The sequence below is a fragment of the Burkholderia gladioli genome, assembly GCF_000959725.1.
Taxonomy (GTDB): Bacteria; Pseudomonadota; Gammaproteobacteria; order Burkholderiales; family Burkholderiaceae; genus Burkholderia; species Burkholderia gladioli.
The window spans coordinates 1,541,329-1,564,013 of record NZ_CP009322.1 but is presented as its reverse complement, the minus strand read 5'-3'; the positions used below and the strand labels follow the sequence as shown (position 1 = coordinate 1,564,013).

The 22,685-nt window shown below is 71.3% G+C and carries 17 protein-coding genes; 9 read left to right on the top strand and 8 right to left on the bottom strand.

Annotated features, from left to right (window positions below; translation table 11 throughout):
• The first annotated feature begins 11 nt into the window (after positions 1–11).
• From BM43_RS07305 to BM43_RS07280, 6 genes are all read left to right on the top strand, one after another.
• Positions 12–503: a Fur family transcriptional regulator gene (locus BM43_RS07305; protein ID WP_042285847.1), complete on the top strand. Its 492-nt coding sequence runs from the start codon at positions 12–14 to the stop codon at positions 501–503.
• Between the two features lie 307 nt (positions 504–810).
• On the top strand, positions 811–3,483 hold the full coding sequence (locus BM43_RS07300; RefSeq protein ID WP_080742170.1) for a penicillin acylase family protein: 2,673 nt from the start codon (positions 811–813) through the stop codon (positions 3,481–3,483).
• Between the two features lie 279 nt (positions 3,484–3,762).
• Positions 3,763–5,010, top strand: a complete 1,248-nt coding sequence (locus BM43_RS07295) for a metallophosphoesterase family protein (protein ID WP_036056082.1) — start codon at positions 3,763–3,765, stop codon at positions 5,008–5,010.
• A gap of 3 nt (positions 5,011–5,013) precedes the next feature.
• Complete coding sequence (locus BM43_RS07290; RefSeq protein WP_036056084.1) at positions 5,014–8,481, top strand: ATP-binding protein; 3,468 nt, start codon at positions 5,014–5,016, stop codon at positions 8,479–8,481.
• 168 nt (positions 8,482–8,649) lie between these two features.
• Positions 8,650–9,867: an acyl-CoA dehydrogenase family protein gene (locus BM43_RS07285; protein WP_172535093.1), complete on the top strand. Its 1,218-nt coding sequence runs from the start codon at positions 8,650–8,652 to the stop codon at positions 9,865–9,867.
• A gap of 58 nt (positions 9,868–9,925) precedes the next feature.
• Positions 9,926–11,305 carry an LLM class flavin-dependent oxidoreductase gene (locus tag BM43_RS07280; protein WP_017921218.1) on the top strand — a complete coding sequence of 460 codons (1,380 nt, stop codon included), beginning with the start codon at positions 9,926–9,928 and terminating at the stop codon, positions 11,303–11,305.
• 268 nt (positions 11,306–11,573) lie between these two features.
• Here the strand turns inward: BM43_RS07280 and BM43_RS07275 are convergent, their stop codons facing one another.
• Both BM43_RS07275 and BM43_RS07270 read right to left on the bottom strand, forming a co-directional pair.
• Positions 11,574–12,119: a thioesterase family protein gene (locus BM43_RS07275; RefSeq protein WP_036056087.1), complete on the bottom strand. Its 546-nt coding sequence runs from the start codon at positions 12,117–12,119 to the stop codon at positions 11,574–11,576.
• A 245-nt stretch (positions 12,120–12,364) separates the two neighbouring features.
• Entirely contained in the window at positions 12,365–12,769 is a 405-nt protein-coding gene (locus BM43_RS07270; RefSeq protein WP_017921220.1) for a RidA family protein, read from the bottom strand.
• 149 nt (positions 12,770–12,918) lie between these two features.
• Between BM43_RS07270 and BM43_RS07265 the strand changes: the two genes are divergently transcribed.
• On the top strand, positions 12,919–13,893 hold the full coding sequence (locus BM43_RS07265; protein WP_036056088.1) for a LysR family transcriptional regulator: 975 nt from the start codon (positions 12,919–12,921) through the stop codon (positions 13,891–13,893).
• 13 nt (positions 13,894–13,906) lie between these two features.
• Here BM43_RS07265 and BM43_RS07260 read toward each other — a convergent pair whose 3' ends face one another.
• The 6 genes from BM43_RS07260 to BM43_RS07235 form a co-directional block, all read right to left on the bottom strand.
• Positions 13,907–14,845, bottom strand: a complete 939-nt coding sequence (locus BM43_RS07260; RefSeq protein WP_036056089.1) for a TauD/TfdA dioxygenase family protein — start codon at positions 14,843–14,845, stop codon at positions 13,907–13,909.
• 197 nt (positions 14,846–15,042) lie between these two features.
• Positions 15,043–15,993 (bottom strand): TauD/TfdA dioxygenase family protein, encoded by a 951-nt coding sequence (locus BM43_RS07255; protein WP_017922080.1) that lies wholly within the window; start codon positions 15,991–15,993, stop codon positions 15,043–15,045.
• 151 nt (positions 15,994–16,144) lie between these two features.
• Positions 16,145–16,987: an ABC transporter ATP-binding protein gene (locus BM43_RS07250; protein ID WP_045577444.1), complete on the bottom strand. Its 843-nt coding sequence runs from the start codon at positions 16,985–16,987 to the stop codon at positions 16,145–16,147.
• Entirely contained in the window at positions 16,984–17,820 is an 837-nt protein-coding gene (locus BM43_RS07245; protein WP_042285843.1) for an ABC transporter permease, read from the bottom strand. Before BM43_RS07245 ends, BM43_RS07250 begins: the two co-directional genes overlap by 4 nt.
• A gap of 32 nt (positions 17,821–17,852) precedes the next feature.
• Positions 17,853–18,719 carry an ABC transporter permease gene (locus BM43_RS07240; protein WP_036029315.1) on the bottom strand — a complete coding sequence of 289 codons (867 nt, stop codon included), beginning with the start codon at positions 18,717–18,719 and terminating at the stop codon, positions 17,853–17,855.
• A 17-nt stretch (positions 18,720–18,736) separates the two neighbouring features.
• A complete protein-coding gene (locus BM43_RS07235; protein WP_036056091.1) occupies positions 18,737–19,798 on the bottom strand; it encodes an ABC transporter substrate-binding protein in 1,062 nt (353 codons plus the stop codon).
• A 292-nt stretch (positions 19,799–20,090) separates the two neighbouring features.
• Here BM43_RS07235 and BM43_RS07230 point away from each other — a divergent pair, with 292 nt between their 5' ends.
• Together BM43_RS07230 and BM43_RS07225 are read left to right on the top strand one after the other, a co-directional pair.
• A complete protein-coding gene (locus BM43_RS07230; protein ID WP_036056095.1) occupies positions 20,091–21,611 on the top strand; it encodes a sugar ABC transporter ATP-binding protein in 1,521 nt (506 codons plus the stop codon).
• The gene (locus tag BM43_RS07225; RefSeq protein ID WP_036056097.1) at positions 21,608–22,657 is read left to right on the top strand and encodes an ABC transporter permease; all 1,050 of its coding nucleotides are present in this window, start codon (positions 21,608–21,610) and stop codon (positions 22,655–22,657) included. Before BM43_RS07230 ends, BM43_RS07225 begins: the two co-directional genes overlap by 4 nt.
• Positions 22,658–22,685 lie beyond the last annotated feature (28 nt).

Genomic DNA, 22,685 nt, shown 5'->3' with positions numbered 1-22,685 from the left:
ACGATTCATCCATGCCGATGCCGGTACTCGAACAATTGCAGGGAGCGGGGCTGCGGGCGACCTTGCCGCGCGTGAAGGTGCTGGAGTTCTTCGCGGCGGCGGGCCCGCGCCACGTCAGCGCCGAGGATGTGTTTCGCCACCTGATGGCCGAGAAGATCGACATCGGCCTCGCCACGGTGTATCGCGTGCTGTCGCAATTCGTCGAGGCGGGCATCCTGACCAGCGGCACGCTCGACGGCAACCGGCACGTCTTCGAGCTCAACGACGGCAAGCGCCACGATCACATCATCTGCCTGAGCTGCGGCAAGGTGGACGAGTTCTCGGACCCGCTGATCGACGGCCGCGAGAAGGCCGCGGCCGATGCGCTGGGCTACCTGCTGACCGGTCACCATCTCGTGCTGCACGGCTACTGCGCCGATTGCCGGCCGAAGCAGCGGCCGGCGCCCGACGAGGCCGCGCTGGCCGGGGCGGCCGGGCACGAGGACCGGCAGGGCGCGGGCTGAACGGTCGGCTCGCGGCCTGCCGGAACTGGGAGGATGATCCTGCGGGAGTCGGGCGGATCATTCCGGAATCGAGGATGATCGTTGTGCCTGCAACGATATATCATGCGGATCGATTCATCGCGTGGCGGGATTCGCGGCAGCCGCCACCGATGTTCAATCGCGTCATCGCACGCGTCTCATAACAACAAATCAATGGTCCGACTGGGGATAGGGCGAAGCCTGCCTGCCAAGCGCGGGCGCTTCGCATTCGACATCACCGGCCGCGCGCGAGGCTCGCTCGCGGCATGGCATTACGGATTGAATCAGCATGTTCCTATCAGTTTCAACGAAGCGGCGCGGCGCGATTGGCCGATCCGGCCGGCTGCTTCGTCATGGCCTGGCCGCGCTGTCGCTGTTGGCGGGGCTCGCGGGCGTGGCCGCGATTGCCGGCTGCGCCGGCTCGGCACCGGCGGCCGGCATGGCCCGGATCGAGACCGGCGGCGACACGGTGCTGATCCGGCGCACCGCCGACGGCATCCCGCACATCGAGGCCGGAGATTGGGAGGCGCTCGGTTATGGCTACGGCTATGCGCAGGCCAGCGACAACCTCTGCACCATGGCCGAGGCCTTCGTCACCTACCGCGGCGAGCGTTCGCGTTATTTCGGCGCCCAGGGCAAGCCCGCGGCACGCTCGACGCTGGGCGAGCCGACCAACCTGGATTCCGATTTCTTCTTCCGCCTGGCCGATTCGGCGGGCAGCATCGAGCGCTATCGCGACAGCCAGCCCGAGCGGTTCCGCCAGCTCGTGCGCGGTTTCGCGGCCGGCTACGACCGTTACCTCGGCGAGCTTCGCGCGGGCGGCGCGCCGGGGCGCCACCTGGCCTGCCGCGCGGCGCCCTGGCTGGCGGACATCACCGATGCGGATATCTACCGGCGCCTGAACGCGGCCAACCTGGCCGGCGGCGAGGCGCGCTTCGTCGAGGCGATCGCCAACGCGCATCCGCCGGCGGCCGCCCAGGCGGCGCAGCCGAGCGCGCGGCCGCCCGCCTCTCGACCGGTCCCGCAGCCCGTTTCACCGGCCGCCTCGCAGCCTGCTCTGCAACCCGCCCCGCATGCCGCCCGCGATACCGCCGCGCCCGCGCTGGCCGGGCTCGACCCGAACCAGCTGCATGTCGGCGGCCATTACGGCATCGGCAGCAACGGCATGGCTTTCGGCCGCGACGCGACGGGCGGCGAGCCGATCCTGTTCGGCAATCCGCATTGGTTCTGGAGCGGCCCGGACCGCTTCTACCAGGCGCAACTGACGATTCCGGGCCAGCTCGATGTCAGCGGCGCGTCCTTCCTGGGCGTGCCCGTGATCATGATCGGCTTCAACGACGAGGTGGCCTGGACCCACACGGTATCGAGCGCGCGTCGCTTCGGCGTGTTCCAACTCAGGCTCGCCGACGACGATCCCACCCAGTACCTGATGGACGGCCGGCGCGTCGCGATGCGGCCCGTCACGCTGACGGTGCCGGTGCGGCAGCCCGACGGCACGCTGGGCGGGGTGACGCGCACGCTCTACACCACTGAATACGGGCCGGTGGTCGACCTGTCGTCGTGGTCGCCGGCGCTGGGCTGGACGCGTGGGCAGGCCTTCGCGCTGCGCGACGTGAACCGCGACAACCACCGGATCTTCCAGACCTTCCTCGATTTCGGGCGCGCGGGCTCGCTGGATGCCTTCGTCGCCACCTTGAAGACCTCGGCCGCGATGCCCTGGGTCAATACGCTGGTGGTCGGGCGCCGGCAGCCCGAGGTCTGGTATGCCGACGTCGGCAACGTGCCGGACGTGCCCGATCAACTGGCCGATCGCTGCACCACGCCGCTGGGCAAGGTGGTCGACGCGAAGCTGCCGGGCGTGCCCTTCCTCGACGGCTCGCGCGCGGCCTGCGCCTGGCGCGGCGACGCCGCCGCGGTCCAGCGCGGCTCGATGCCGGCTGCGGCGATGCCCATACTGGCCCGGCGCGACTTCGTGGCCAACATGAACAACAGCTATTGGCTCGCCAACCCGGCGGCGCCCTTGACCGGTTTTCCGCGCGTGATGGGGATCGGCGTCGCGCCGCTCGACCTGCGCGCGCGGCTCGGCCTGCAGCTCGCCGGCCAGGCCGCCGCGCCGGACGCAGCGCCGGAGCAGGGCGCCGCGCGCGAGCCGCTGACGGCCGCCGAGGTGCGCCGCTTCACGCTAGAGGGCGACACGCTGGCCGCCGCGCTGTTCAAGCGGCCGGTGCTCGACCAGGTCTGCGCGACGGCACGGATCACGGTCGCGCGCGATCCGCTGAGCGGCGCGAGCTTCACGCCGCCGCGCACGGTCGAGACCGCCGATGCGTGTCGGATCCTGCGAGCCTGGAACGGCGCGGCCGAACGTGACGCGCGCGGTGCCTATCTGTGGGATCGGTTCTGGGAGCGTGCCCAGAAAATCGACGCCGGCAAGCTCTATGCGAGGCCCTTCGATCCGGCCGATCCGCTGCACACGCCGGCCGGCATCCGCGCGGGCGAGCCGGCCGTGGCCGAGGCCTTCGGCGCGGCGATCCTGGCCGTCGGCGAGGCGGGCTACGCGCTCGACGCGACGCGCGGCGAGACGCTCTACCTGACGCGCGACGGCGTGCCGGTGCCGCTCTATGGCGGCTGCTCGGGCCTCGGTTATTTCGCCTCGATCTGCCACTACGGCGAGAGCCGGGCGAACGCGCCGATCTCGGCCGACACGGTCGGCGGCAACAGCTATCTGCAGGTGGTGAGCTTCGACGCGCATGGCGCCGATGCCTATACGCTGCTCGCGCATTCGGAATCGGACGATCCGGCCTCGCCGCATTTCGCCGACGGCACGCGTCGTTACGCGGCGCGTCGCTGGCTGCGCGTGCCGTTCGACGAGCACGAGATCGCCGCCGACCCGCAACTGCAGGTGACGCGGCTGACGATGCCCGCCGCGCCGGACCGGCCACGCCCGGCCACCGCGGTGCGCTGAGCGTCGCGGCACGGGCCGCCGCATCGCACGCGGGACCCGTTCAAACCGCGCGAGTTCGGGTGCGATAGGCGGGCCGCCTACCCGCCATCGCCCCGTCCTCGCGCGGGGATCGACCCGGTCCCGTCCCGGCCGCCCGGCTAATCCCCGCGCGGCGTTTTCCCTTCCCGCCGCGATTGCCCTCTACAATCCGGGAACCGTGCCGGCCCGCGCCGCGCCCGTCCCTCAGGCGCCGGCGCGCGGCCCGGCCATCCCCCACCGATTCGAACGAGAGGACTCGCCGTGAAGTTCATCCACGCGGCCGATATTCACCTGGACAGCCCCCTGCATGGCCTGAGCGCGTATCCCGACGCGCCGGCCGCGCAGCTTCGCAACGCCTCGCGCGAGGCGCTGCGCGCGCTGGTCGACCGCGCCATCGAGGAAGCCGTGGCCTTCGTCGTGATCGCGGGCGACCTGTACGACGGCGACTGGAAGGACCACAACACCGGCATCTTCTTCGGCCAGCAGATGGGCCGGCTGCGCGGTGCCGGGATCCCCGTCTACCTGCTGTGGGGCAACCACGACGCCGAGAGCGAGATGAGCAGGAAGCTGACGCTGCCCGACAACGTGACGGTGTTTCCCTCGCGCAAGGCGGCGACCTTCCGGCTCGACGACCTGAAGGTCGCGCTGCACGGCCAGAGCTTTCGCGACAAGTCCGTGACCGACAACTTGGCGATCGCCTATCCCGACCCGGTGCCGGGCCACTACAACATCGGCGTGCTGCACACGGCGCTGGAGGGTTACGCGGCGCACGCGAACTACGCGCCGTGCTCGCGCGCCGAACTGCATGCCAAGGGCTACGACTACTGGGCACTCGGCCACGTGCATGAATTCCAGCAATGGGACGAGGCCTCGACCATCGTGTTCCCCGGCAACCTGCAAGGGCGCCATATCCGCGAGACGGGCCGGCGCGGCGCGGTGCTGGTGGAGGTGGACGGCGCGCGCACGCGGGTCGAGCGACTGTTCATCGACGTGTTGCGTTGGGAGGCGGTCGAGGTGGACGCGGGCGATTGCGAGACCATCGAGGCGCTGGCGCAGAAGGCGGGCCGCGCGCTCGAAGCCTTGCTCGCCAGCGACGGCGAGGTGCCGCGCGCGGTCCGCGTGACGGTGACCGGCGCCTCGCCGCTGCACGGCCAGTTGTTCGGGCGCGCGGCCGAACTGCGCGCCGAGGTGCTGAACCAGATCGGCATCATCGGCAACGAACGGCTCTGGCTGGAGAAGGTCAAGCTGCGCACCGAACCCCCCGCGGCCGAGCACGGCGAGGCGCTCGAGGCACTGGAGGACCTGAAGCGGATCCTCGCCGAGGCGGTGGACGATCCCGATTTCCTCGCGAGCCTCGATCGCGAGCTGAAACCCTTCGTCGGCAAGGTACGCAGCGAGGTGCGCGGCGAGGACGTGCCGATGCTGTCGAAGGCGCGCTCGGGCGAGTTGTCGGCGCTGGTCGGCCAGGTCGGCGAGTCCTTGCTGGCCCGTCTGGCGCGGGGGGAATGAACGATGCGGATCCGTCAACTCGATCTGTTCAAGTACGGCAAGTTCACCGACGCCACGCTGCGTTTCCCGGCCGCCGCGCAGGATTTCCACGTGATCGTCGGGCCCAACGAGGCCGGCAAGTCGACCGTGCGCACCGCGGTGTCGGAGCTGCTGTTCGGCATGAAGCAGCGCACGCCGCTCGATTTCCTGCACGACACGCCGGAGCTGCGGCTCGGCGGCCTGCTCGATCATGCCGGCGGCGCGCTGGCCTTCCATCGCGCGCGCGGGCGCACTTCGCTGCGCACGCCCGAGGACGGCAAGCTGCCCGACGACCACCTCGACGCCGTGCTCGACGGCGCGACGCGCGAGTTCTTCGAGCAGATGTTCGGGCTCGACCACGAGCGGCTGGTGGCCGGCGGGCGCAGCCTGCTCGACGCCTCGGACCGGCTCGGGCAGGTGCTGTTCGAATCGGCGGCCGGCGTCGGCAGCCTGGGCCCGGTGCGCGAGGAGCTGGAGGCGCTGCGTGCCGGCCTGTGGGCGCCGCGCGCCACGCGCACGAGCTTTGCCCTGGCGGAAGCCGATTTCTCCGCGGCCAGCAGCGAACTGAAGGCCGTCCAGGTGCGCACCCGCGACTGGACCGAACGCCAGGACGCGCTCGACGCGGTACGCCGCGAGATCGCCGGGGCCGACGAACGGCGCCGGCAGGTGGACCGGCTGCGCTCGACGCTGGAACGCGTGCGCCGGCTCGCGCCTTATCTGCATGGCTGGCGCGAGAAGGCCGCGCAACTGGCGGAGCTGGGCGGCGTGGTCGAGCTGCCATCCAGCGCGACGGCCGACTTGCTGGCGGCGCGGGAAAAACTCGCGGTCGGCGCCAAGGGCCTCGAATTCCATCGCGAGGACCTGGCCCGGCGGCAGGCCGCGCGCGAAGCCATCGTCGCCGATCCCGAGGCGCTGAAGTTCGCTGCCGAGATCGACGCGCTGGCGGCGCTGAGCGCGAGTTGCGCGGCGCATGAGAAGGCGCTGCCGGGCGTCGAGGCGGCGCGGCGGCAGCATCTCGACGCGGCGGCGGCGGCGGCCGGGCAATTGGGCTGGCCGCGCGAGGAAGCGGGCTTGCGGGCTGCGCTGCCGTCCGCGCTGGCGCTCAAGACGGTCAGCAATCTGCTGCGCCGCCAGGGCGGGCTGGCGCAGGCGCTGGCCGGCGCACGCGACGCGCTGGACGAACGCGAGCGCGCGCTCGATCGGCTGCGCAAGCAACGCGAGGCGATCGTGGTCGAGGCCGTGCCCGATGCGCTGCGCCTCGCGCTGGCCGAAGCCCAGGCCCATCGCCACGGCGAGGCGAAGGAACGCGCGCAGGAGCAGGCGCGGGCCGAAGCCGGACATGCGCTCGACGAGGCGCTCGACCGGCTTGGCCGCTGGCGCATGCCCGTCGCGCAGTTGCGAACGCTGGACCTGCCTTCGGCACAGCGCCTGAACGCCTGCCAGAAGGCCGACAGCGAGGCGGCGAGCGCCGCCGCCATGGCGCGTGGCGCGCTGGGCGAGGCTCGCGAGCGCTTCGAGAAACTCGCGCTGCAGGAGCAGCACTTCGCGCAGGGCAATCATGTCGTCACCAGCAGCGAGGTGCGGGCCGCGCGCGAGCAGCGCGACCAGGCCTGGGGCGAGGTCAAGCGCGGCGCGCTGGCCTTGCCCGACGGCGCGGCGGCGGTCGACGACGCGATCCGGCATGCCGACGTGCTGGTCGATTCGCAGCTCGATACCGTGCAGGCCGCGGCCGAACTGCAATCGCTGCGCCAGCAGCGCGAAGCGGCGCAGGCCGAGTTGGCGCGCCGCGAAGCGGACCTGGCCGAGGCGACGCGCTCGCTCGACGCGACGCGCCAGGCCTGGGCCGATCTCGCGGCCGGCGCCGGCCTGCCCGGCATCGCGCTCGACGATATCGGCGCCTGGCTCGCGCAACGCGATGCCGCACTCGCCGCGCAGCAAAAGCTCGACGCGCTGGCACGCGAGCTGGAAGCCGCGCGCGCGGAGCGCAGCCACGCGCAGCAGGCGCTGGTCACGGCGCTGCTGTCGGTGGCGCCCGCTACCGAGGCGGACTCGCTGGGCAAGTGGATCATGTCGGCCGAGGCCTTCGTGCAGGCCGCCGAGCGTGCCGCCGAACAGCGGCGCGGCCACGACGAGCGCGTGGCCGAGGCCGGGCACCAGCGCGAGGCGGCCGCGGCGCAGGTCGAGCGCGCGCAGCGCGAGCACGAGGACTGGTTGCGCGAATGGCGCACCGCGCTGGCCGACGCGCGGCTGGCCGAGGTGGCGAGCACCGACGCGGCGGCGCAAGGCGCCGTCGATCTCGCCAACGAGGTGGTGGCCGAGCTCGCGGCGGCCGAGGAGCCGGCGCGGCGCATCGAGGCGATGCGCGCCGAGCTGGACGCGCGCGACGCGGATGCGCGCCGGCTGGCCGATGCGCTCGAGGACCCCGCCGTGCGCGAGGCCGGCGAGGGCGCCGCCATTTCACGGGCGCTGGCCGCGAGGCTCGACGGCGCCCGCAAGACGGCCGAGGCGATCACGCGTGCCGACGAGGCGATCGCGCAGGCCGCTCGCGAATTCGAGGCGGCCCAGGCCACGCTGGCCACCGAGCAGGCGCGCATCGCGCCGCTGCTGGCCAGCGCCGGCGCCGCGACGATCGACGAGGCCCTGCCGCTGGCCGCGCGCTCGGACCAGCAACGCCGCCTGCGCGAGGAGATCGAGGCGGCGCAGGCCGCGCTGCTGCGCGACGGCGATGGCCTCTCGCAGGACGAGATTGCCGCCGAGATCGACCGGCACGACCTGGCCGAGGTGCCCGCGCAACTGGAGGCGGCGCGGCGCGAACAGGACGGGCTCAACGCCGCCGCCAGTGAGCTGGCCCGCCGCGAACTGGAGGCGCGCCAGGCGCTGGCGGCGATCGCCGGCCAGTCGAGCGCGGCGCTGGCCGAGGCGCGGCGCCAGGAGGCGCTGGCCGCGATGGGCGACACGGCCGAGCAGTACATCGAGGCGGCCACCGCGAGCCGCCTGCTGCGCTGGGCGATCGATCGCTATCGCGACCAGAAGCAGGGGCCGATGCTGAGCCGCGCCGGCGAGATCTTCGCGGGCCTCACGCTGGGCGAATTCCTGCGCCTGACCGTCGATACCGAGCGGCAGCCGCCCGAGCTGTCGGCGCGGCGCGCCAGCGGTCGCTCGGTCGAGGTGGGCGGGCTGAGCGAAGGCACGCGCGACCAGTTGTTCCTGGCGCTGCGCATCGCCGCGCTCGAGCTGCAGCTCGAGCACAAGGCGGCGCTGCCCTTCGTGGCCGACGATCTCTTCATCAACTTCGACGACGCGCGCTCGAAGGCCGGCCTCGAAGCCTTGCGCGAGCTGTCCTCGCGCACCCAGGTGCTGTTCCTCACGCACCACGATCACCTGCTGCCGCTGGTGCGCGAGGTGTTCGGCGCGGGGGTGAACGTGGTCGAGCTGCAACGCGAGCGGGTCTGATCCGAGCGCGCGAACCGGCGCCGCCAACGCGGGGCGAGCTTATCCTCGCCCCGCATATCCTTAGCTGAAATCGGTCGAACTGCCCCGCGAGGCGATTCCTATACTGTCAGGCGCGCCGCCGGAAGCCCCGGCGGCGCGCCTGACGAAACCCGCACAAGGATGCCCCGCATGAACGCCCCGCACACCATCGCCTCCCGTTCCCGTCTCGATGCCGCGCTGGCCGCGCTACCGGAACTGGCCAGGCAGATCGGCGAGGGCGCGGCGCAGCGCGAGGCCGATCGCGAGCTGCCCTTCGAGGGGTTCGCGAAGTTTCGCGGCACCGAGCTCGGCGCGCTGCGGATCCCGACCGCGCGCGGCGGCCTGGGCGCCAGCCTGGTCGAGCTGTTCGAGGTGATCGCCACGCTGGCCGCCGCCGATTCGAGTCTCTCGCACGCGCTGCGGCTGCACTACGACGTGACCGAGGCGCTGCGCTTGTCCCCGCGCTCGGCCTCGAACGACCTGCAGGTCGAGCGCGTGCTGTCGGGCGCGATCTTCGGTGGGGCGCTGACCGAGCGCCATACCTCGCGCCCCGGCGAAGTCACCTCCAACCTGGTGCGCGAGGGCGACCACTTCCTCGCCACGGGGCGCAAATACTATTCGACCGGCACGCTGTTCTCCGACTACGCGCGCATCAACGTGCAGGGCGAGGACGACGCGCGCGTGGCGATCGTGATTCCGGTGGCGCGCGAGGGCCTGCGCATCGACGACGACTGGGACGGCATGGGCCAGCGCATGACCGCCAGCGGCACCCTGGTGCTCGACCAGGTGCGCGTGGAGCCCGACGAGGTGGTCGAGCGCGACAGCGGCTCGCTGGTGGGCCGCCACGGCGGCGCCTTGCGGCAACTGCACCTGGTGGCGGTGGCGGCCGGCATCGTGCGCAACGTGGCGGCCGACGCGCGCCGCTACGTGATCGAATTCGGGCGCCCGGTGCTGCACAGCCCGGCCGCCTCGGCGCGCGAGGACCATTTCATCCAGCAGACGGTGGGCGAGCTGACGGCGCACAGCCACGCGATCGACGCGCTGGTGCGCGAGAACGCGCGCGTGCTCGATCGTTCCGCCGACGCGATCGAGGCCGGCGCGCCCGAAGCCGATGCGCTGATACTCGAAGGCGCGCTGGCCACCGCGCGCACCCAGCTGGTGGTCAGCAAGCTGGCCCTGCACGCGGCCGAGCGGCTGTTCGAGGTGGGCGGCGCCTCGGCCACCTCGCGGCGCCACAATCTCGATCGCCACTGGCGCAACCTGCGCACGATCTTCAGCCACAACCCGCTGCTGCACAAGGCGCGCGTGGTGGGCGACTACGAGCTGAACGGCACCACCACCCACCTGACCGAAGGCCGCGTGTTCTGAAGCACGCCGCGCCGCGCCGAACCCGCGCCGCCGTCGCCATCTCATCGAGACCGAATCCATGACCCGATCCCGCAGCGGACATCTGGCGCTGGGCGCCTTCCTCTATCCGACCGGCCATCACATCGCGGCCTGGCGGCATCCCGATACGCAGGCCGACGCGGGCGTGGACTTCCGCCATTACGCGCGGCTCGCGCAGGCGGCCGAGGCGGCCAGGTTCGACCTGGTATTCCTGGCCGACGGCGTGGGCACGCGCGGCGACGATGTCGACTACCTGAGCCGCACCGCGCACAGCTACAACGCGCAGTTCGAGCCGATCACGCTGCTCTCGGCGCTGTCCGCCGTGACCGAGCGCATCGGCCTGGTCGGCACGGCCTCGACCAGCTTCAACGAGCCGTATCACATCGCCCGCAAGTTCGCCTCGCTCGACCATCTGAGCGGCGGCCGGGCCGGCTGGAACCTGGTCACTTCGTCGAACCGCCACGAGGCCGAGAACTTCAATCGCGACGAACATTACGCGCATGCCGAGCGCTACGATCGCGCCGAGGAATTCGCCGACGTGGTGCGCGCGCTGTGGGATAGCTGGGACGACGACGCCTTCGTGCGCGACAAGGCGGCCGGTCGTTTCTTCGATCCGGCCGGTCGCCAGGTGCTCGAGCATCGCGGCCGCTTCTTCCAGGTGCGCGGGCCGCTGAACATCCCGCGCGCGCCGCAGGGGCAGCCGGTGGTGGTGCAGGCCGGCTCGTCCGAGGCCGGCAAGCGGCTGGCCGCGCGCACCGCCGAGGTGATCTTCACCGCGCAGCAGACGCTCGACGAGGCGGTGAGCTTCTATGCCGACGTGAAGGGCCGCATGGCCGAATGGGGCCGCGAGCCCGACGAGCTGAAGATCATGCCGGGCGTGTTCCCGGTGGTCGGCCGCGACGAGAGCGAGGCGCGCGAGAAGTTCGAGGCCCTGCAACAGTTGATCGACCCGGTGGTCGGGCTGGCCTTCGTCTCGGGCCTGACCGGCGGCTTCGACCTGTCGGCCCATCCCTTCGACGGCCCGATCCCCGAGCTGCCCGAGACCAACGCCAGCAAGAGCCGCCAGACGCTCACGCTGGAGCTGGCGCGCCGCGAGAACCTGACGATCCGCCAGCTCGCCTTGCGCATCGCCGGCGCGCGCGGTCACTGGCAGGTGATCGGCACGCCGAAGCAGATCGCCGACGCATTGGAGGAGCGCTTCGTCCATTACGGCGCGGACGGCTTCAACGTGATGGCGCCGACCCTGCCGGGCGGACTCGACGACTTCATCGCGCTGGTGCTGCCGGAACTGCGCCGGCGCGGCCTGTTCCGCGACGACTACACGGGCACCACGCTGCGCGAGCATCTGGGCTTGAAGCGCCCGGCGCGCCGGCTGGCGAGTGCCGCGGCCAGCGCCGGCGAGCTGGCCGGCGCGGCCTGAAGTGGCCTGGGGACGGTTTCGAAAGCGGCGCGCTTTCTCTACACCTGTTACCCGAGTCGTCGTGACGAGTGGTTCGGGGAGATGGGCAAGCCGATCATCGACGCGCGAGTCGCGGCAAGCAATCGAGCCTCGTCTCGTCGATGAATATCGGGCCCGCTGCTCGGGCGGCAATCGGCTCGTCGGTCACGCCGAGTGCCATACCGCCGGCACGGCCGAAAACCATGGCGACCGCTGACGGTATGCCCGTGCGCGACTGCCGTCGCGGCGCTCAAGTTTGCGCAACGGATTGCTCATGCACCGCCGCGCCGCCCTCGGCCCGGTTCCACTGCGCGACCCATTCGGGCAGATCGGGTGATGGCTGGGTCACGCCGATCCAAGCCAGTAGTTCCCGGGTCGGCACGGTGCCCCCGCCGCGCTTCAGGAACCGCGTTCGCACGACGCCGATCGCGACCTGGGTTCCGCCGCGAATGAATCCCTGCTCCAGAAACACATGTTTTTCGTCCCAGCCGATCACCCGCGTCGTGACGTCATAGCGCTCCCATAGATGCAGCGATCGATGAAATCGTATCGTTTCGAGCGTGACGACGGGATACCACCTTTGCGCGTTGACGCGTTGCCAGACGCGCGAGCGCAACAACAGATCGACCCGCGCCAGATCCAGAATGGCAAAGTAGCGGCCATTGGTCATGTGGCGCAGCACATCGAGGTCGTTGGGCCACACGCGGAACGGCGTGACGCAGGTGTCGAGGATGTGCAGCCGCCGACGACGCCGGCTCAGCAGGAACACGAGGCACAAACGCAGCAGTAGATTCATGAGTGGCGGGTTTTGACCGTGCCGTCGCGGAGCGCGCGGCACGGCATCGATACCGAACGGGAAGCAATCGAAGCGCTCCAGCTTACGCGCCGACCCGCGCCACGCGTATCGGTCGAATGACCGATACGGATCGAATGACAGCCCGGCGCTGGTCCCGGGCTGTCGACGTTCATTGCTTTCGCTGCCGGGGAGCACGGATCGCGCTTGAGCCGTCTCCCGGGAGGGGCGGGGCGAGCTCGCACGCCTCAGTCGCGCAGGCGCGCGATGGCCTTGATCTCGAACTGGAAGCCATAGAGCCAGGTCACGCCGACCGCCGTCAGGCTGGGATGGGGCGCCTCGCCCCAGTACTTCGGCACCACCTGCCAGACCCGCTCGAAATTCACCTCGGGATCGACCATGAAGACGGTCACGTCGATCACGTCGTCGAAGCTGCAACCGGCCGCCGCGAGGATCGCGTTCAGGTTCTCGAAGGCGCGCGCCACCTGCGCCTCCAGCTCGGGCTCGGGCGAGCCGTCCTCGCGGCTGCCTACCTGCCCGGAAACGAACAGCAGCCCGTTGGCGCGCACCGCAGGCGAATAGCGGTTGCGTTCGTACAAGGCCTGCCGTCCCGGCGGGAACACCACCTCGCGCTGTCTTGCTGCCTGCGTCATCGATCGACTCCTGGATGATTGGGCCGCTCGCGGCCCGGATGGAAGATGCAGCGATTCTGGCCACGCGCCGCGCCTCGATAAACAGGCAAGCCCATCCATCACTTTTTGTAGAATCCAAACAATCCCGATTCCCTGGAGCACCGATCCATATGGACCGTTTCGACGCGATGCAGGCCTTCGTGCGCGTGGTGGAGGCGGGCAGCTTCACCAAGGCGGCCGAGACGCTGCACATGAGCAAGACCACCGTCACGCAACTGGTGCAGCAGCTCGAGGCGCGGCTGCGCGTGAAGCTGCTCAATCGCACCACGCGCCGGCTCAACGTGACGGCCGACGGCGCGGCCTTCTACGAGCGCGCGCTGCGCCTGCTGGCCGACATGGACGATGCCGAGACCAGCCTGTCGGATGCCTCGGCGCTGCCGCGCGGGCGGCTGCGGGTGGACGTGCCGAGCCCGCTGGCGCGCCTGATCCTGGTGCCGGCGCTGCCGGCCTTCCATGCGCGCTACCCGGATATCCAGCTCGACATGGGCGTGAGCGACCGCCGCGTCGACCTGATCGGCGAGAACGTCGATTGCGTGGTGCGCGGCGGCGAGCTGAGCGACCAGTCGCTGATGGCGCGTCGCGTGGGCGACCTGCAGTTGGGGGTTTATGCGGCGCCGGCCTACCTGGAGCGCACGGGGCGGCCCGCGCATCCGCGCGAGCTGGAGAACACCGCGCATCGCATTGTCGGCTTTCGCTGGGCACGCACCGGGCGCGTGTTTCCCTATGCGATGCAGCGCGAGGACGAGCGGATCAGCGTGCAGGGCCGCCATGTGCTCGCCGTCGACGACGGCAATGCCTACCTCGCGGCGGGCCTGGCCGGCCTCGGCGTGCTGTGGCTGCCCGACTACATGGCGCGGGCGCCGCGCGCCAATGGCGAGCTGCTGCCGCTGTTCGAGGATTGGCGCCTGGATCCGATGCCGCTCTACGTGGCGTTTCCGCCGAACCGGCATGTCAGCGCGAAGCTGCGCGTGTTCATCGACTGGATCGCGGCGCTGATGGACGAGCACGCGCCCGTGATCGCGCCGGCCAGGACCGAGGCGCCAGCACCTGCCGGGGCGGCGCCGCGAACCACCGGCGCGGCCTGAGCCGGGCGCCGCTTTAGTTCAGCGCGGTGGCGGTCGCCGCGCCCACCGGCGAACCCTCGATCGCCACCGAGGCGCGGCCGTCCGGACCTACCGGCACGTCGCCCACCAGGGTGGTGCGGTAGAGCTGGCGGTCGAAGTCGAGATCGAAGATGTCCGAGGGCGCCAGGTGCGCGGTCGAGCGGTTGTCCCAGAACGCCAGGCTGCGCGGCTCCCACTTGAAGCGCACCGTGAATTCGGGACGCGTCACGTGTTCCCACAGCAGTTCGAGGATTGCGCGGCTCTCGGTGGGCGTGACGTCGACGATCGACTTCAGGAAGCTCGGGCTCACGTAGAGCGCGCGTTCGCCGGTCTCGGGATGGATCCGCACCAGCGGATGCTCGCTCACCAGGCTGCGCCGCTCGACGGCCTCGGCATAGTCGCGCGTGGCGGCGGCGCCGGGCGGCGGCGTGAAGCGGTGGATGCCGCGCAGCCCGTCCACCAGCCGCTGGATCGGCGGCGAGAGCGTCTCGTAGGCGCGCACCAGGTTGGTCCATTGCGTGTCGCCGCCGTAGGGCGGGATCGTCACGCCGCGCAGGATCGAGGCCCAGGGCGGGTTGACGGCGGCCGTCACGTCGGTGTGCCAGCCGGTCCAGGGGCGTCGTACCGGCGCGCCTTCGTAGCGTGTGGCCTGGCGGAACTTGGCGATCGAATAGATTTCCGGATGGCCTTCCACGTAGCCGAACACGGGGTGGCCGACGGTCGGCTCGCCGAACTGCGCCGAGAAGGCCACGTGCTGCTGGTGGTTCAGGAACTGTTCGCGGAAGAAGATCACGCGCCACTTCAGCAGCGCCTCGCGAATGCCCGCGATCTCGGCCGCCGACAAGGGGCTGGTGAGGTCCACGCCGCGGATTTCCGCGCCGATGTGGGCGGACAGCGGAATCACGGCGAGCGATGAGGATAGGGCCTGGTTCATGCGGTGTCTCCTGTCGAGGCGCGGCGCCGGGCCGCCAGCGGATGGGGCGTCGTCGGCGGCTTGGTGGCGAGGCTCGGTCGGTGCCGGCCGCGCCGGGCCGCCGGCGGCAATCGAGGCGCGGCAGCCCAGCGCCGGCCGGCGCCAGGCGGGAGCGTCCGGGCGACGCGGCCTGGCGCCCGGGCCGCCTGGCCGCCGCGTCATTGCAGGGTGGCGCCGGGGCCCTTGAGCACCACGCTGTGGCGCCCGTCCACGCTGACCGGCACGTCGCCGTGCACGGTGGCGCGGCGCACCACGCGGCGCGCGTCGCCGTAGTCGTTGATGGCGTAGTGCTGGGTCGCGCGGTTGTCCCAGATCGCCACGTCGCCCTCGCGCCAGTTCCAGCGCACGGTGTTCTCCAGGCGCGTCACGTGCTCGTGCAGCACCTGCAGCAGATGCGCCGATTCGCCCGTCGACAGGCCCTTGATGCGTTGCACGAAATGCCCGAGCACCAGGGTGCGCTCGCCCGTGACCGGATGCACGCGCACCACCGGGTGCTCGGTTTCGTAGACGGTGGAGGTGAACACCTCGCGATAGCGCTTGAGCTGGTCGGCATCGGCGTTCACGTGCGAGGCGGCGTAGTCGTAGGCATTGGTATGGATCGCCCACAGCGTGTCGGCCAGCGCGCGCAGCGGCGCCGGCAGGTGCTGGTAGGCGGCGGCCGTGTTGGCCCAGACGGTGTCGCCGCCGGCCGGCGGGATCACCACCGCGCGCAGGATCGACACCTTCGGGTAGGCATCGACGAAGGTCACGTCGGTATGCCAGGAATTGGCGCGCGCGCCGTGCTGCGAATCGAGTTCGAGCAGGGCGGCGGTGCCGTCCACCGAGGGCACGGTCGGATGCGCGACGGTTTGGCCGAAGCGGCGCGCGAAGGCTTCCTGGGCCGCGTCGTCGAGATGATGCTGACCGCGGAAGAACAGCACCTTGTGGGTATGCAGCGCATCGAGCAGGGCCGCGAAACGCGTCTCGTCGATATCCGCCGACAGTTCGAGATCCGAAACTTCCGCGCCGATGCGGCCGGCCACGCGGCGCAGCGCGAGCGGCGTATCGACGGCACGGGCGGACAAGGGCGCGGCACGCGGGGACGAGTGGGCAATCTGCACGTCGGACATCGGAAGCTCTCCTTCGGTGGGTGGGGATCGGTTCGGCTATTCAAGCAGCCGCGAGCGCAAAACTGAACTGACGAATCCTCGTATCGATAGCTCGCGAATCGAGGCAATCCATATCGCCGCGGCGACGAAGCGTGGCGATGAAGCGCCGCGCCTACCAGGCGAGCCGCCAGCCGCCTGCCGGCCGTGGCGCCTCGCGAGGCGGCGCCGTGCGCGCGGCGGCCTCGTCGTCGCCGAGCTCGGCGAGGATGCCGTCGCGCAGCCGGGCGAAGGCGCTGCCATGCCGCTCGCGCGGACGCGGCAGCGCGACCTCGGTGATGCGCGCGATGCGGCCCGGGCGCGGCGCCATGGTGATCACGCGCTCGCCCAGCCAGACCGCCTCGTCCACGTCGTGCGTGACCAGGATCATGGTGATGCGCTCCTGTTCCCAGATCCGCTGCAGTTCGTGCTGCATGCGCGTGCGCGTCTGTGCATCGAGCGCGCCGAACGGCTCGTCGAGCAGCAGCAGGCGCGGGCGGTTCACCAGCCCGCGCGCGATCGCCACGCGCTGCGCCATGCCGCCCGAAAGCTGGCTCGGATACGCCGCTTCGAAGCCCGCCAGGCCGACCAGCGCGATGTGCTCGGCCACCGCCGCGCGCCGCGCGCGGGCATCGAGCGGCGAATTGCGCAGCGCCGCCTCGACGTTCTGCGCGACCGTCAGCCAGGGGAACAGCCGGTGATCCTGGAACACGATGCCGCGTTGCAGCGAGGTATCGCGCACGCGCTCGCCGCCGGCGCGGATCTCGCCCTCGTAGTCGACGTCGAGCCCGGCGATCAGGCGCAGCAGGGTGGATTTCCCGCAGCCGCTGGCGCCCACGATGCTGACGAATTCGCCGCCGCGCACCTGCAGCGAGATGTCGTCGAGCACGTCGAGAGCCGGCTGGCGGCCGTCCGATTGCGCATAGCGTTTGCGCACATGCAGCAGTTCGAGCGAATCGGAGGTGAGGGCGAGGGTCATGGCGTTTCCGGTGAAGGCGACGAGGCGAGCGAAGCGGAAGACGGCGCACGGCCGCGCGCGAGCAGGCGCCGCTCCAGCGCCCGCGCGCCGGCATTGAGCGCCCAGCCCGTGACGCCGACCACGATGATGCCGAACAGCACCAGGTCCATGCGGAACTGTTCGCTGCCGTCGATCAGCGTGTTGCCGATTCCGCTGCCGGCCACCAGCAGGTACTCGGCGCCGAGCGTCGCGAGCCAGGAGTAGATCAGGCCGAGGTAGAGACCGGTCCAGATCGAGGGCAGCGCCGCGGGCAGCAGCACATGGCGGATCAACTGCCAGCGCGTGTAGCGCAGCGTGCGCGCCACTTCGACATAGGCGCGCGGCACCGCGTGGATGCCGTCGCAGGTATGGGCGGTGACCGGCAGCAGCGCGGCCAGCGAGAGGAACACCACCTTGGCGGTATCGCCGAGCCCGAACCAGACCGAGATCAGCGGGATCCAGGCGAACAGCGAGATCTGCTTGAAGGTGTCGAAGCTGGGTCCGATCAGGCGCGCCGCGATGCGCGACAGGCCCAGGGCGGTGCCGAGCAGCAGGCCGAGCGCGGTGCCGATCGCGAAGCCGGCGAACTCGCGCGCCAGCGAGGCCGACAGCGCCCGCGCGAGCGCGCCGCTCGCCACTTGCTGCCAGGCCGTGCGCAGCACCGCGTCGGGGCCGACCAGCAGGCCTGCGTGATCGTGGCGGGCGGCCGCCACGGCCCACCAGGCGAGCAGGGCCAGCGCCGGCAATACCAGCCCACGCAGGTCGGGCCGGCGGCGCGCGGCCGGCGTTGCGGAAGGCGTTGCGGATGAGGACACGGTGCCGGGCTCCGGTTGGGGAAGGACGAGGCTCAGCCGCGAAAGGCCGAGGCGCGGCCGCGCCGCAGGCGAGCTTCGAGCGCGTCGAGCAGGCGATTGATCGCGTAACCGATCGCGCCGACGATCACCACGGCCGCCATCACCAGGTCGAGCTGGAACAGTTGGCGGCCATACACGATCAGGTAACCGAGTCCTTCGGAGGAGGCCACCAGCTCGACCACCACCAGCGCCAGCCAGGCCTTGGTGAAGGCGAGCCGCACGCCGGTGGCCAGCGTCGGCACGGCGGCCGGCAGCACCACGTGGACGATCCGCTGCAACCGGCTGTAGCCGAACACGCGGGCGGCCTCGTCGAGCGCGACGGGCGCCTCGCGAAAGCCCTGCAGCGTGCTCATCGCCACCGGCACCAGCGCCGCGTGCGCGATCAGGATGATCTTGAGCGGCTCGCCCACGCCCACCAGCAGAAGCAGGAAGGGCAGCCAGCCCAGCACGGGAATTTGCACGACGGCGTTGAAGCTGGGCAGCACATAGGCTTCGGCGGTGCGCGAGATGCCGAGCCAGGCGCCGATCGCGAAGCCTGCCAGCGAGCCGGCCGCGAAGCCGAGCAGCACGCGCTGCAGGCTGATCCAGGTGTTGGCGAGCAGGTCGCCGCTGCGCGCGAGTTCCTCGAGTGTCTGCCAGACCATCGCCGGCGGCGGCAGGATCTGCGGCGCGATCCAGCCGCGCTCGCAGCCGATGCGCCATAGCGCGAACAGCAGCGCCGGCAGCAGCCAAGGCGCGAGATGCCAGGCGAGGGCGGCCAGCCGGCGCCGGTTTGCTTGCGCGCGCAACGGAGCGCGCGCGGCAGCGGCGCCGTCGTCCTGGCGGGTGGGCTTGCCGATCGGGATCGCGGTATCGCTCATGATGGCTCCGGCGGCGTTCAGGCCCGCGGCTTGCCGGCGGCGTCGTAGCTCGGCCAGTAGTGCTCGAGATGCTGGGCCTTGAGCGCGTTGTCGAGGTACTTCGGCTCGATCCAGCCGTTCACGTCCACCGGCCGGCGGATCAGCTTGAGCTTGAGCGCATCCTGGGCGACCGCCTGGTAGCGCGCCACGAAGAACGGGTCGAGCAGCGGCGAGTTGCGCGACTTCAGCGTGCCGGCCGGGAATTCGGCCTGCCAGGACGACACCGGGATGCCGCTTTGCGCCCATTGCGCGAGCAGCGCGTCGCGGTTGGCCTCGTCCGAGGCCCAGCGCGAGGCGCTCACGAACACGTTCACCACGCGCTGCACCAGCTCGGGATGCGCGCGCTCGAAATCGTCGAGCACCAGCAGGTGCGATTGCCGCGTGTACTGCGGGCCGTCGTTCTGCGATTCGTAGATGATCTTCGCCAGCCCGCTGTCGACCAGCTTCGAGAGATGGTAGTCGTTGACCGAGGCGTCGATCCCCTTCGAGGCCAGCGCGGCCAGCGCGCTCGCGGTGTCGAGGTTGATCACGCGCAGCTCGCGTTCGTCCAGGCCGTTGGCGGCCAGCACGTTGTCGATCACGAGTTGCAGGTTGGTGCCGCGGAAGATGCCCACGCGCTTGCCCTTGAGGTCCTTCACCGAATGGATGTCGGAGCCGGTCGGCACGCCGATCTTGATGCCGCTGCGCACGCCCACCGCCGCGATCAGGTGCGTGTTCAGGCCGTTGGCGCGCGCCAGCACGGCGGGCAGGTCGCCTTGCAGCGCGAAGTCGATCGACTTGTCGGCGATCGCCTCGTTGACGGCCGGACCCGCGCCCTTGAAGAACAGCCATTGCACGCGGATGCCGTCGCGCTCGAATTCCTTCTCCAGCAGCTTCTGCTGCTGCACCGTGGCGCCGGCGCTGCCGCCGAAGGTGGGCGGATCGCCCGCGCCCTGCTGGGCGACGCCGATGCGAATGGTGAGCGGGGCGGCCTGCGCGGCCAGGGCCGGCAGGACGAGGGTGGCGAGCAGCAGCAGGCGAAGCAGGAAGCGCATGGGCATGGATCGGCGAGGGCGGCTTGGGCAAGCGTGATTGGAGAGGAGCACTGATCGACGATGACGGCTGGGTGACGGCTCATTCTTGTCGTGCGTGCCGGCCGAACGCAAACAAGCATTTCTGATTTGCTTTCGCGATGCCGCGTGCCGCTGATATGCATAGCAGAACGGATTCGTTGCGCCGCGCGCGGGATGGCCCGTATAACGCTTCGATGATCCGCGACGAACCTTCCCCGATTGTTCCGCATTCCGCGCCGAGCCTTGCCCCGCGCGGCGCATTCGTGCCCGGAGCCGGCGCATGAGCGCGGTGCCGCCGGTGCTGGAGGCGCGCGGCTTGCTCAAGCGTTTCGGCGCGACGCGCGCGCTCGACGGCGTCGACCTGGTGCTCGGCGCGGGCGAGGTGGTGGCGCTGATGGGCGCGAACGGCGCGGGCAAGTCGACCGTGGTGAAGATCCTGAGCGGCGTGCTGCGGCCCGACGGCGGCACGATCCATCTGCGTGGGCGGCCGTTCGCGCCGGGCGACGCGCAGCAGGCCAGGGCCGGCGGCGTGGCCACCATGCACCAGTCGATCGCCGACGCGATCGTGCCGGGCCTCTCGGTGGCCGACAACCTGTTGCTCGACCGGATGAACCGGCGCGGCGGCATCGGCTTCGAAAGACCCTCGACGCGGCGCCGCGAGGCGGCCGCGATCGCCGCGCGGATCGGCCTGGACGTGCCGCTGGCGGCGCCGGCGGCCGACCAGTCGATCGCGGTGCGCCAGTTGATCACGCTGGCGCGCGCGCTCGATGCCGCGCCGGCCTTGCTGATCCTCGACGAGCCCACCGCCAGCCTGTCGGCCGAGGAGGCCGCGCGCCTGTTCGCGGCGCTGGACCGGCTGCGCGAGCAGGGCGTGGCGATCCTGCTGGTCTCGCATCGTCCCGGCGACCTGCGCCGCATGGCCGATCGTGCCGTGGTGCTGCGCGATGGCCGCGTGGTGGCGCGCATCGAGGCGCCGTTCGACTACGACGCGGCCACCGAGGCGATGATCGGCCGGCCCTTGCCGCGCCATCGGCCGCGCTCGACGGCGAGCGTGACTGGCTCGCCACTGGCCGCGGCGGCGCCGATGCCCGCGCTGCAGGAAGGGCTCTCGATCCGTGGCCTGAAGCTGTTCGCCGATGCGCCGCCGCTCGATCTCGATGCCGCGCGCGGCGAGATCGTCGCCCTGACGGGCCCCGTCGGCGGCGGCAAGTCGCGTCTGGCGCGCACGCTGTACGGCGTCGAGCCGCCCGCCTCGGGCGCGATCTCGCTCGACGGCCGGCCCTGGCGCCCGCGCGGCCCGGCCGATTCGGTCGCGGCCGGCGTGTTCATGCTCGGCGAGGACCGCTGGACCAGCTCGCTGTTTCCCGATTCGGTGCCTTTCGCCTCGATCGCCGGCACCATCGGCTTCCCGTTCCTGGTGCGCTGGTTCCGTCGCGGCCGCGTCGATCGCGGCCACGAACGTGCCCGCGCGGCCGAGCTGATCGCCGCCATGTCGATCCGTTGCCAGGGGCCGGACGATCGCGTGGTGCGCCTGTCGGGCGGCAACCAGCAGAAGGTGGCGCTGGCGCGCGGCTTCGTCGAGCCGGCGCGGCTGCTGCTGCTCGACGAACCGTTCCAGGGCGTCGACGTCGGCGCGCGTGCCGAGATCGTCGAGATCCTGCGGCGCGGCGCGAGCGGGCACGCCACCCTGGTGTTCGTCAGCGATCCGGAGGAGGCCTTCGAGGTCGCCGACCGGGTGTTGGAATTCGACCGGCTGCGGATCGGCCGCGGCCACGATGTCTTGAGGGAGACCGCAGCATGAAGAGCGTGGCCGAGCCGGGCGCCGCCAACCTCGCCGCCGACGGCGGCACGCCGCCGCGCGCGCGCCGCGCCGCCGGGTGGCTCGAACGCGGCGGGCTGGTCGCGCTCTTGCTGGCGCTGGTGGCCGGCTTCGCCTGGCGTGAGCCGGCCTTCATCGGCGTGGACAACCTGTTCAGCATCCTGCAGGCCGCCTCGATCGTCGCGCTGCTGGCGATCGGCGTGACCGTCACGCTGGCGGTGGGCGGCTTCGACCTGTCGGTGGGCAGCACGGCCGCCACCGCGCAGATGGCGGCCAGCTACGTGCTGGTGGTCTGGCACGGCGGCGCCTGGGCCGCGCTGGGTGCCTGCCTGCTGCTCGGCATCGCCACCGGCCTGCTCAACGGCCTGCTGATCACGCGGCTCAAGGTGCCCGACCAGCTCGCCACGCTCGGCACCTTGTTCCTGCTGGCCGGGCTGCAACTGATCCCGACCGGCGGTCGGTCGCTGGCCACCGGCACCATCCTGCCCGACGGCAGCGAGGCCAGCGGCGAATTCCCGGCCGCCTTCCTGGCGCTGGGGCGGCTGCGCTGGCTCGATATCGTGCCGCTGCCGGTGCTGATCCTGCTGGCGGTGACGATCCTGGCCGTGCTGCTGACCGAGTTCAGCCGCTGGGGACGCGTGCTCTATGCCACCGGCGGCAACGAGACGGCCGCGCGGCTGGCCGGCGCGCCCACCGCGCGCTACCGCGTGGCCGCCTATGTCGCCTCGGCCTGCATCGCCTCGCTCGGCGGCGCGCTGATCGCCGCGCGAGTGGGGCGCGGCGACGTCGGCGCCGGCCATTCGCTGCTGCTCGACGCGGTGGCCGCCGCGCTGATCGGCTACGCGGTGTGGGGCCTCAAGCGGCCCAACGTGGTCGGCGCGGTGACCGGCGCGATCTTCGTCGACGTGCTGCTCAACGGCCTGACCATGCTCAATGCGCCGTATTACATGCAGGACTTCATCAAGGGCGCGCTGCTGGTCGGCGCGCTCGCCTTCACCTTCGGGATCGGCGCCCGGCGCATACGCTAGGCACGCGCCGAGCGGCCGTCCTTCCTCA

Excerpts from the sequence above, each read along its gene's own strand:
- BM43_RS07305 (WP_042285847.1), top strand. The coding sequence starts at position 12 with ATGCCGATGCCGGTACTCGAACAATTGCAGGGAGCGGGGCTGCGGGCG.
- BM43_RS07300 (WP_080742170.1), top strand. The coding sequence starts at position 811 with ATGTTCCTATCAGTTTCAACGAAGCGGCGCGGCGCGATTGGCCGATCC.
- BM43_RS07290 (WP_036056084.1), top strand. The coding sequence starts at position 5,014 with ATGCGGATCCGTCAACTCGATCTGTTCAAGTACGGCAAGTTCACCGAC.
- BM43_RS07285 (WP_172535093.1), top strand. The coding sequence starts at position 8,650 with ATGAACGCCCCGCACACCATCGCCTCCCGTTCCCGTCTCGATGCCGCG.
- BM43_RS07280 (WP_017921218.1), top strand. The coding sequence starts at position 9,926 with ATGACCCGATCCCGCAGCGGACATCTGGCGCTGGGCGCCTTCCTCTAT.
- BM43_RS07275 (WP_036056087.1), bottom strand. The coding sequence starts at position 12,119 with ATGAATCTACTGCTGCGTTTGTGCCTCGTGTTCCTGCTGAGCCGGCGT.
- BM43_RS07270 (WP_017921220.1), bottom strand. The coding sequence starts at position 12,769 with ATGACGCAGGCAGCAAGACAGCGCGAGGTGGTGTTCCCGCCGGGACGG.
- BM43_RS07265 (WP_036056088.1), top strand. The coding sequence starts at position 12,919 with ATGGACCGTTTCGACGCGATGCAGGCCTTCGTGCGCGTGGTGGAGGCG.
- BM43_RS07260 (WP_036056089.1), bottom strand. The coding sequence starts at position 14,845 with ATGAACCAGGCCCTATCCTCATCGCTCGCCGTGATTCCGCTGTCCGCC.
- BM43_RS07255 (WP_017922080.1), bottom strand. The coding sequence starts at position 15,993 with ATGTCCGACGTGCAGATTGCCCACTCGTCCCCGCGTGCCGCGCCCTTG.
- BM43_RS07250 (WP_045577444.1), bottom strand. The coding sequence starts at position 16,987 with ATGACCCTCGCCCTCACCTCCGATTCGCTCGAACTGCTGCATGTGCGC.
- BM43_RS07240 (WP_036029315.1), bottom strand. The coding sequence starts at position 18,719 with ATGAGCGATACCGCGATCCCGATCGGCAAGCCCACCCGCCAGGACGAC.
- BM43_RS07235 (WP_036056091.1), bottom strand. The coding sequence starts at position 19,798 with ATGCCCATGCGCTTCCTGCTTCGCCTGCTGCTGCTCGCCACCCTCGTC.
- BM43_RS07230 (WP_036056095.1), top strand. The coding sequence starts at position 20,091 with ATGAGCGCGGTGCCGCCGGTGCTGGAGGCGCGCGGCTTGCTCAAGCGT.
- BM43_RS07225 (WP_036056097.1), top strand. The coding sequence starts at position 21,608 with ATGAAGAGCGTGGCCGAGCCGGGCGCCGCCAACCTCGCCGCCGACGGC.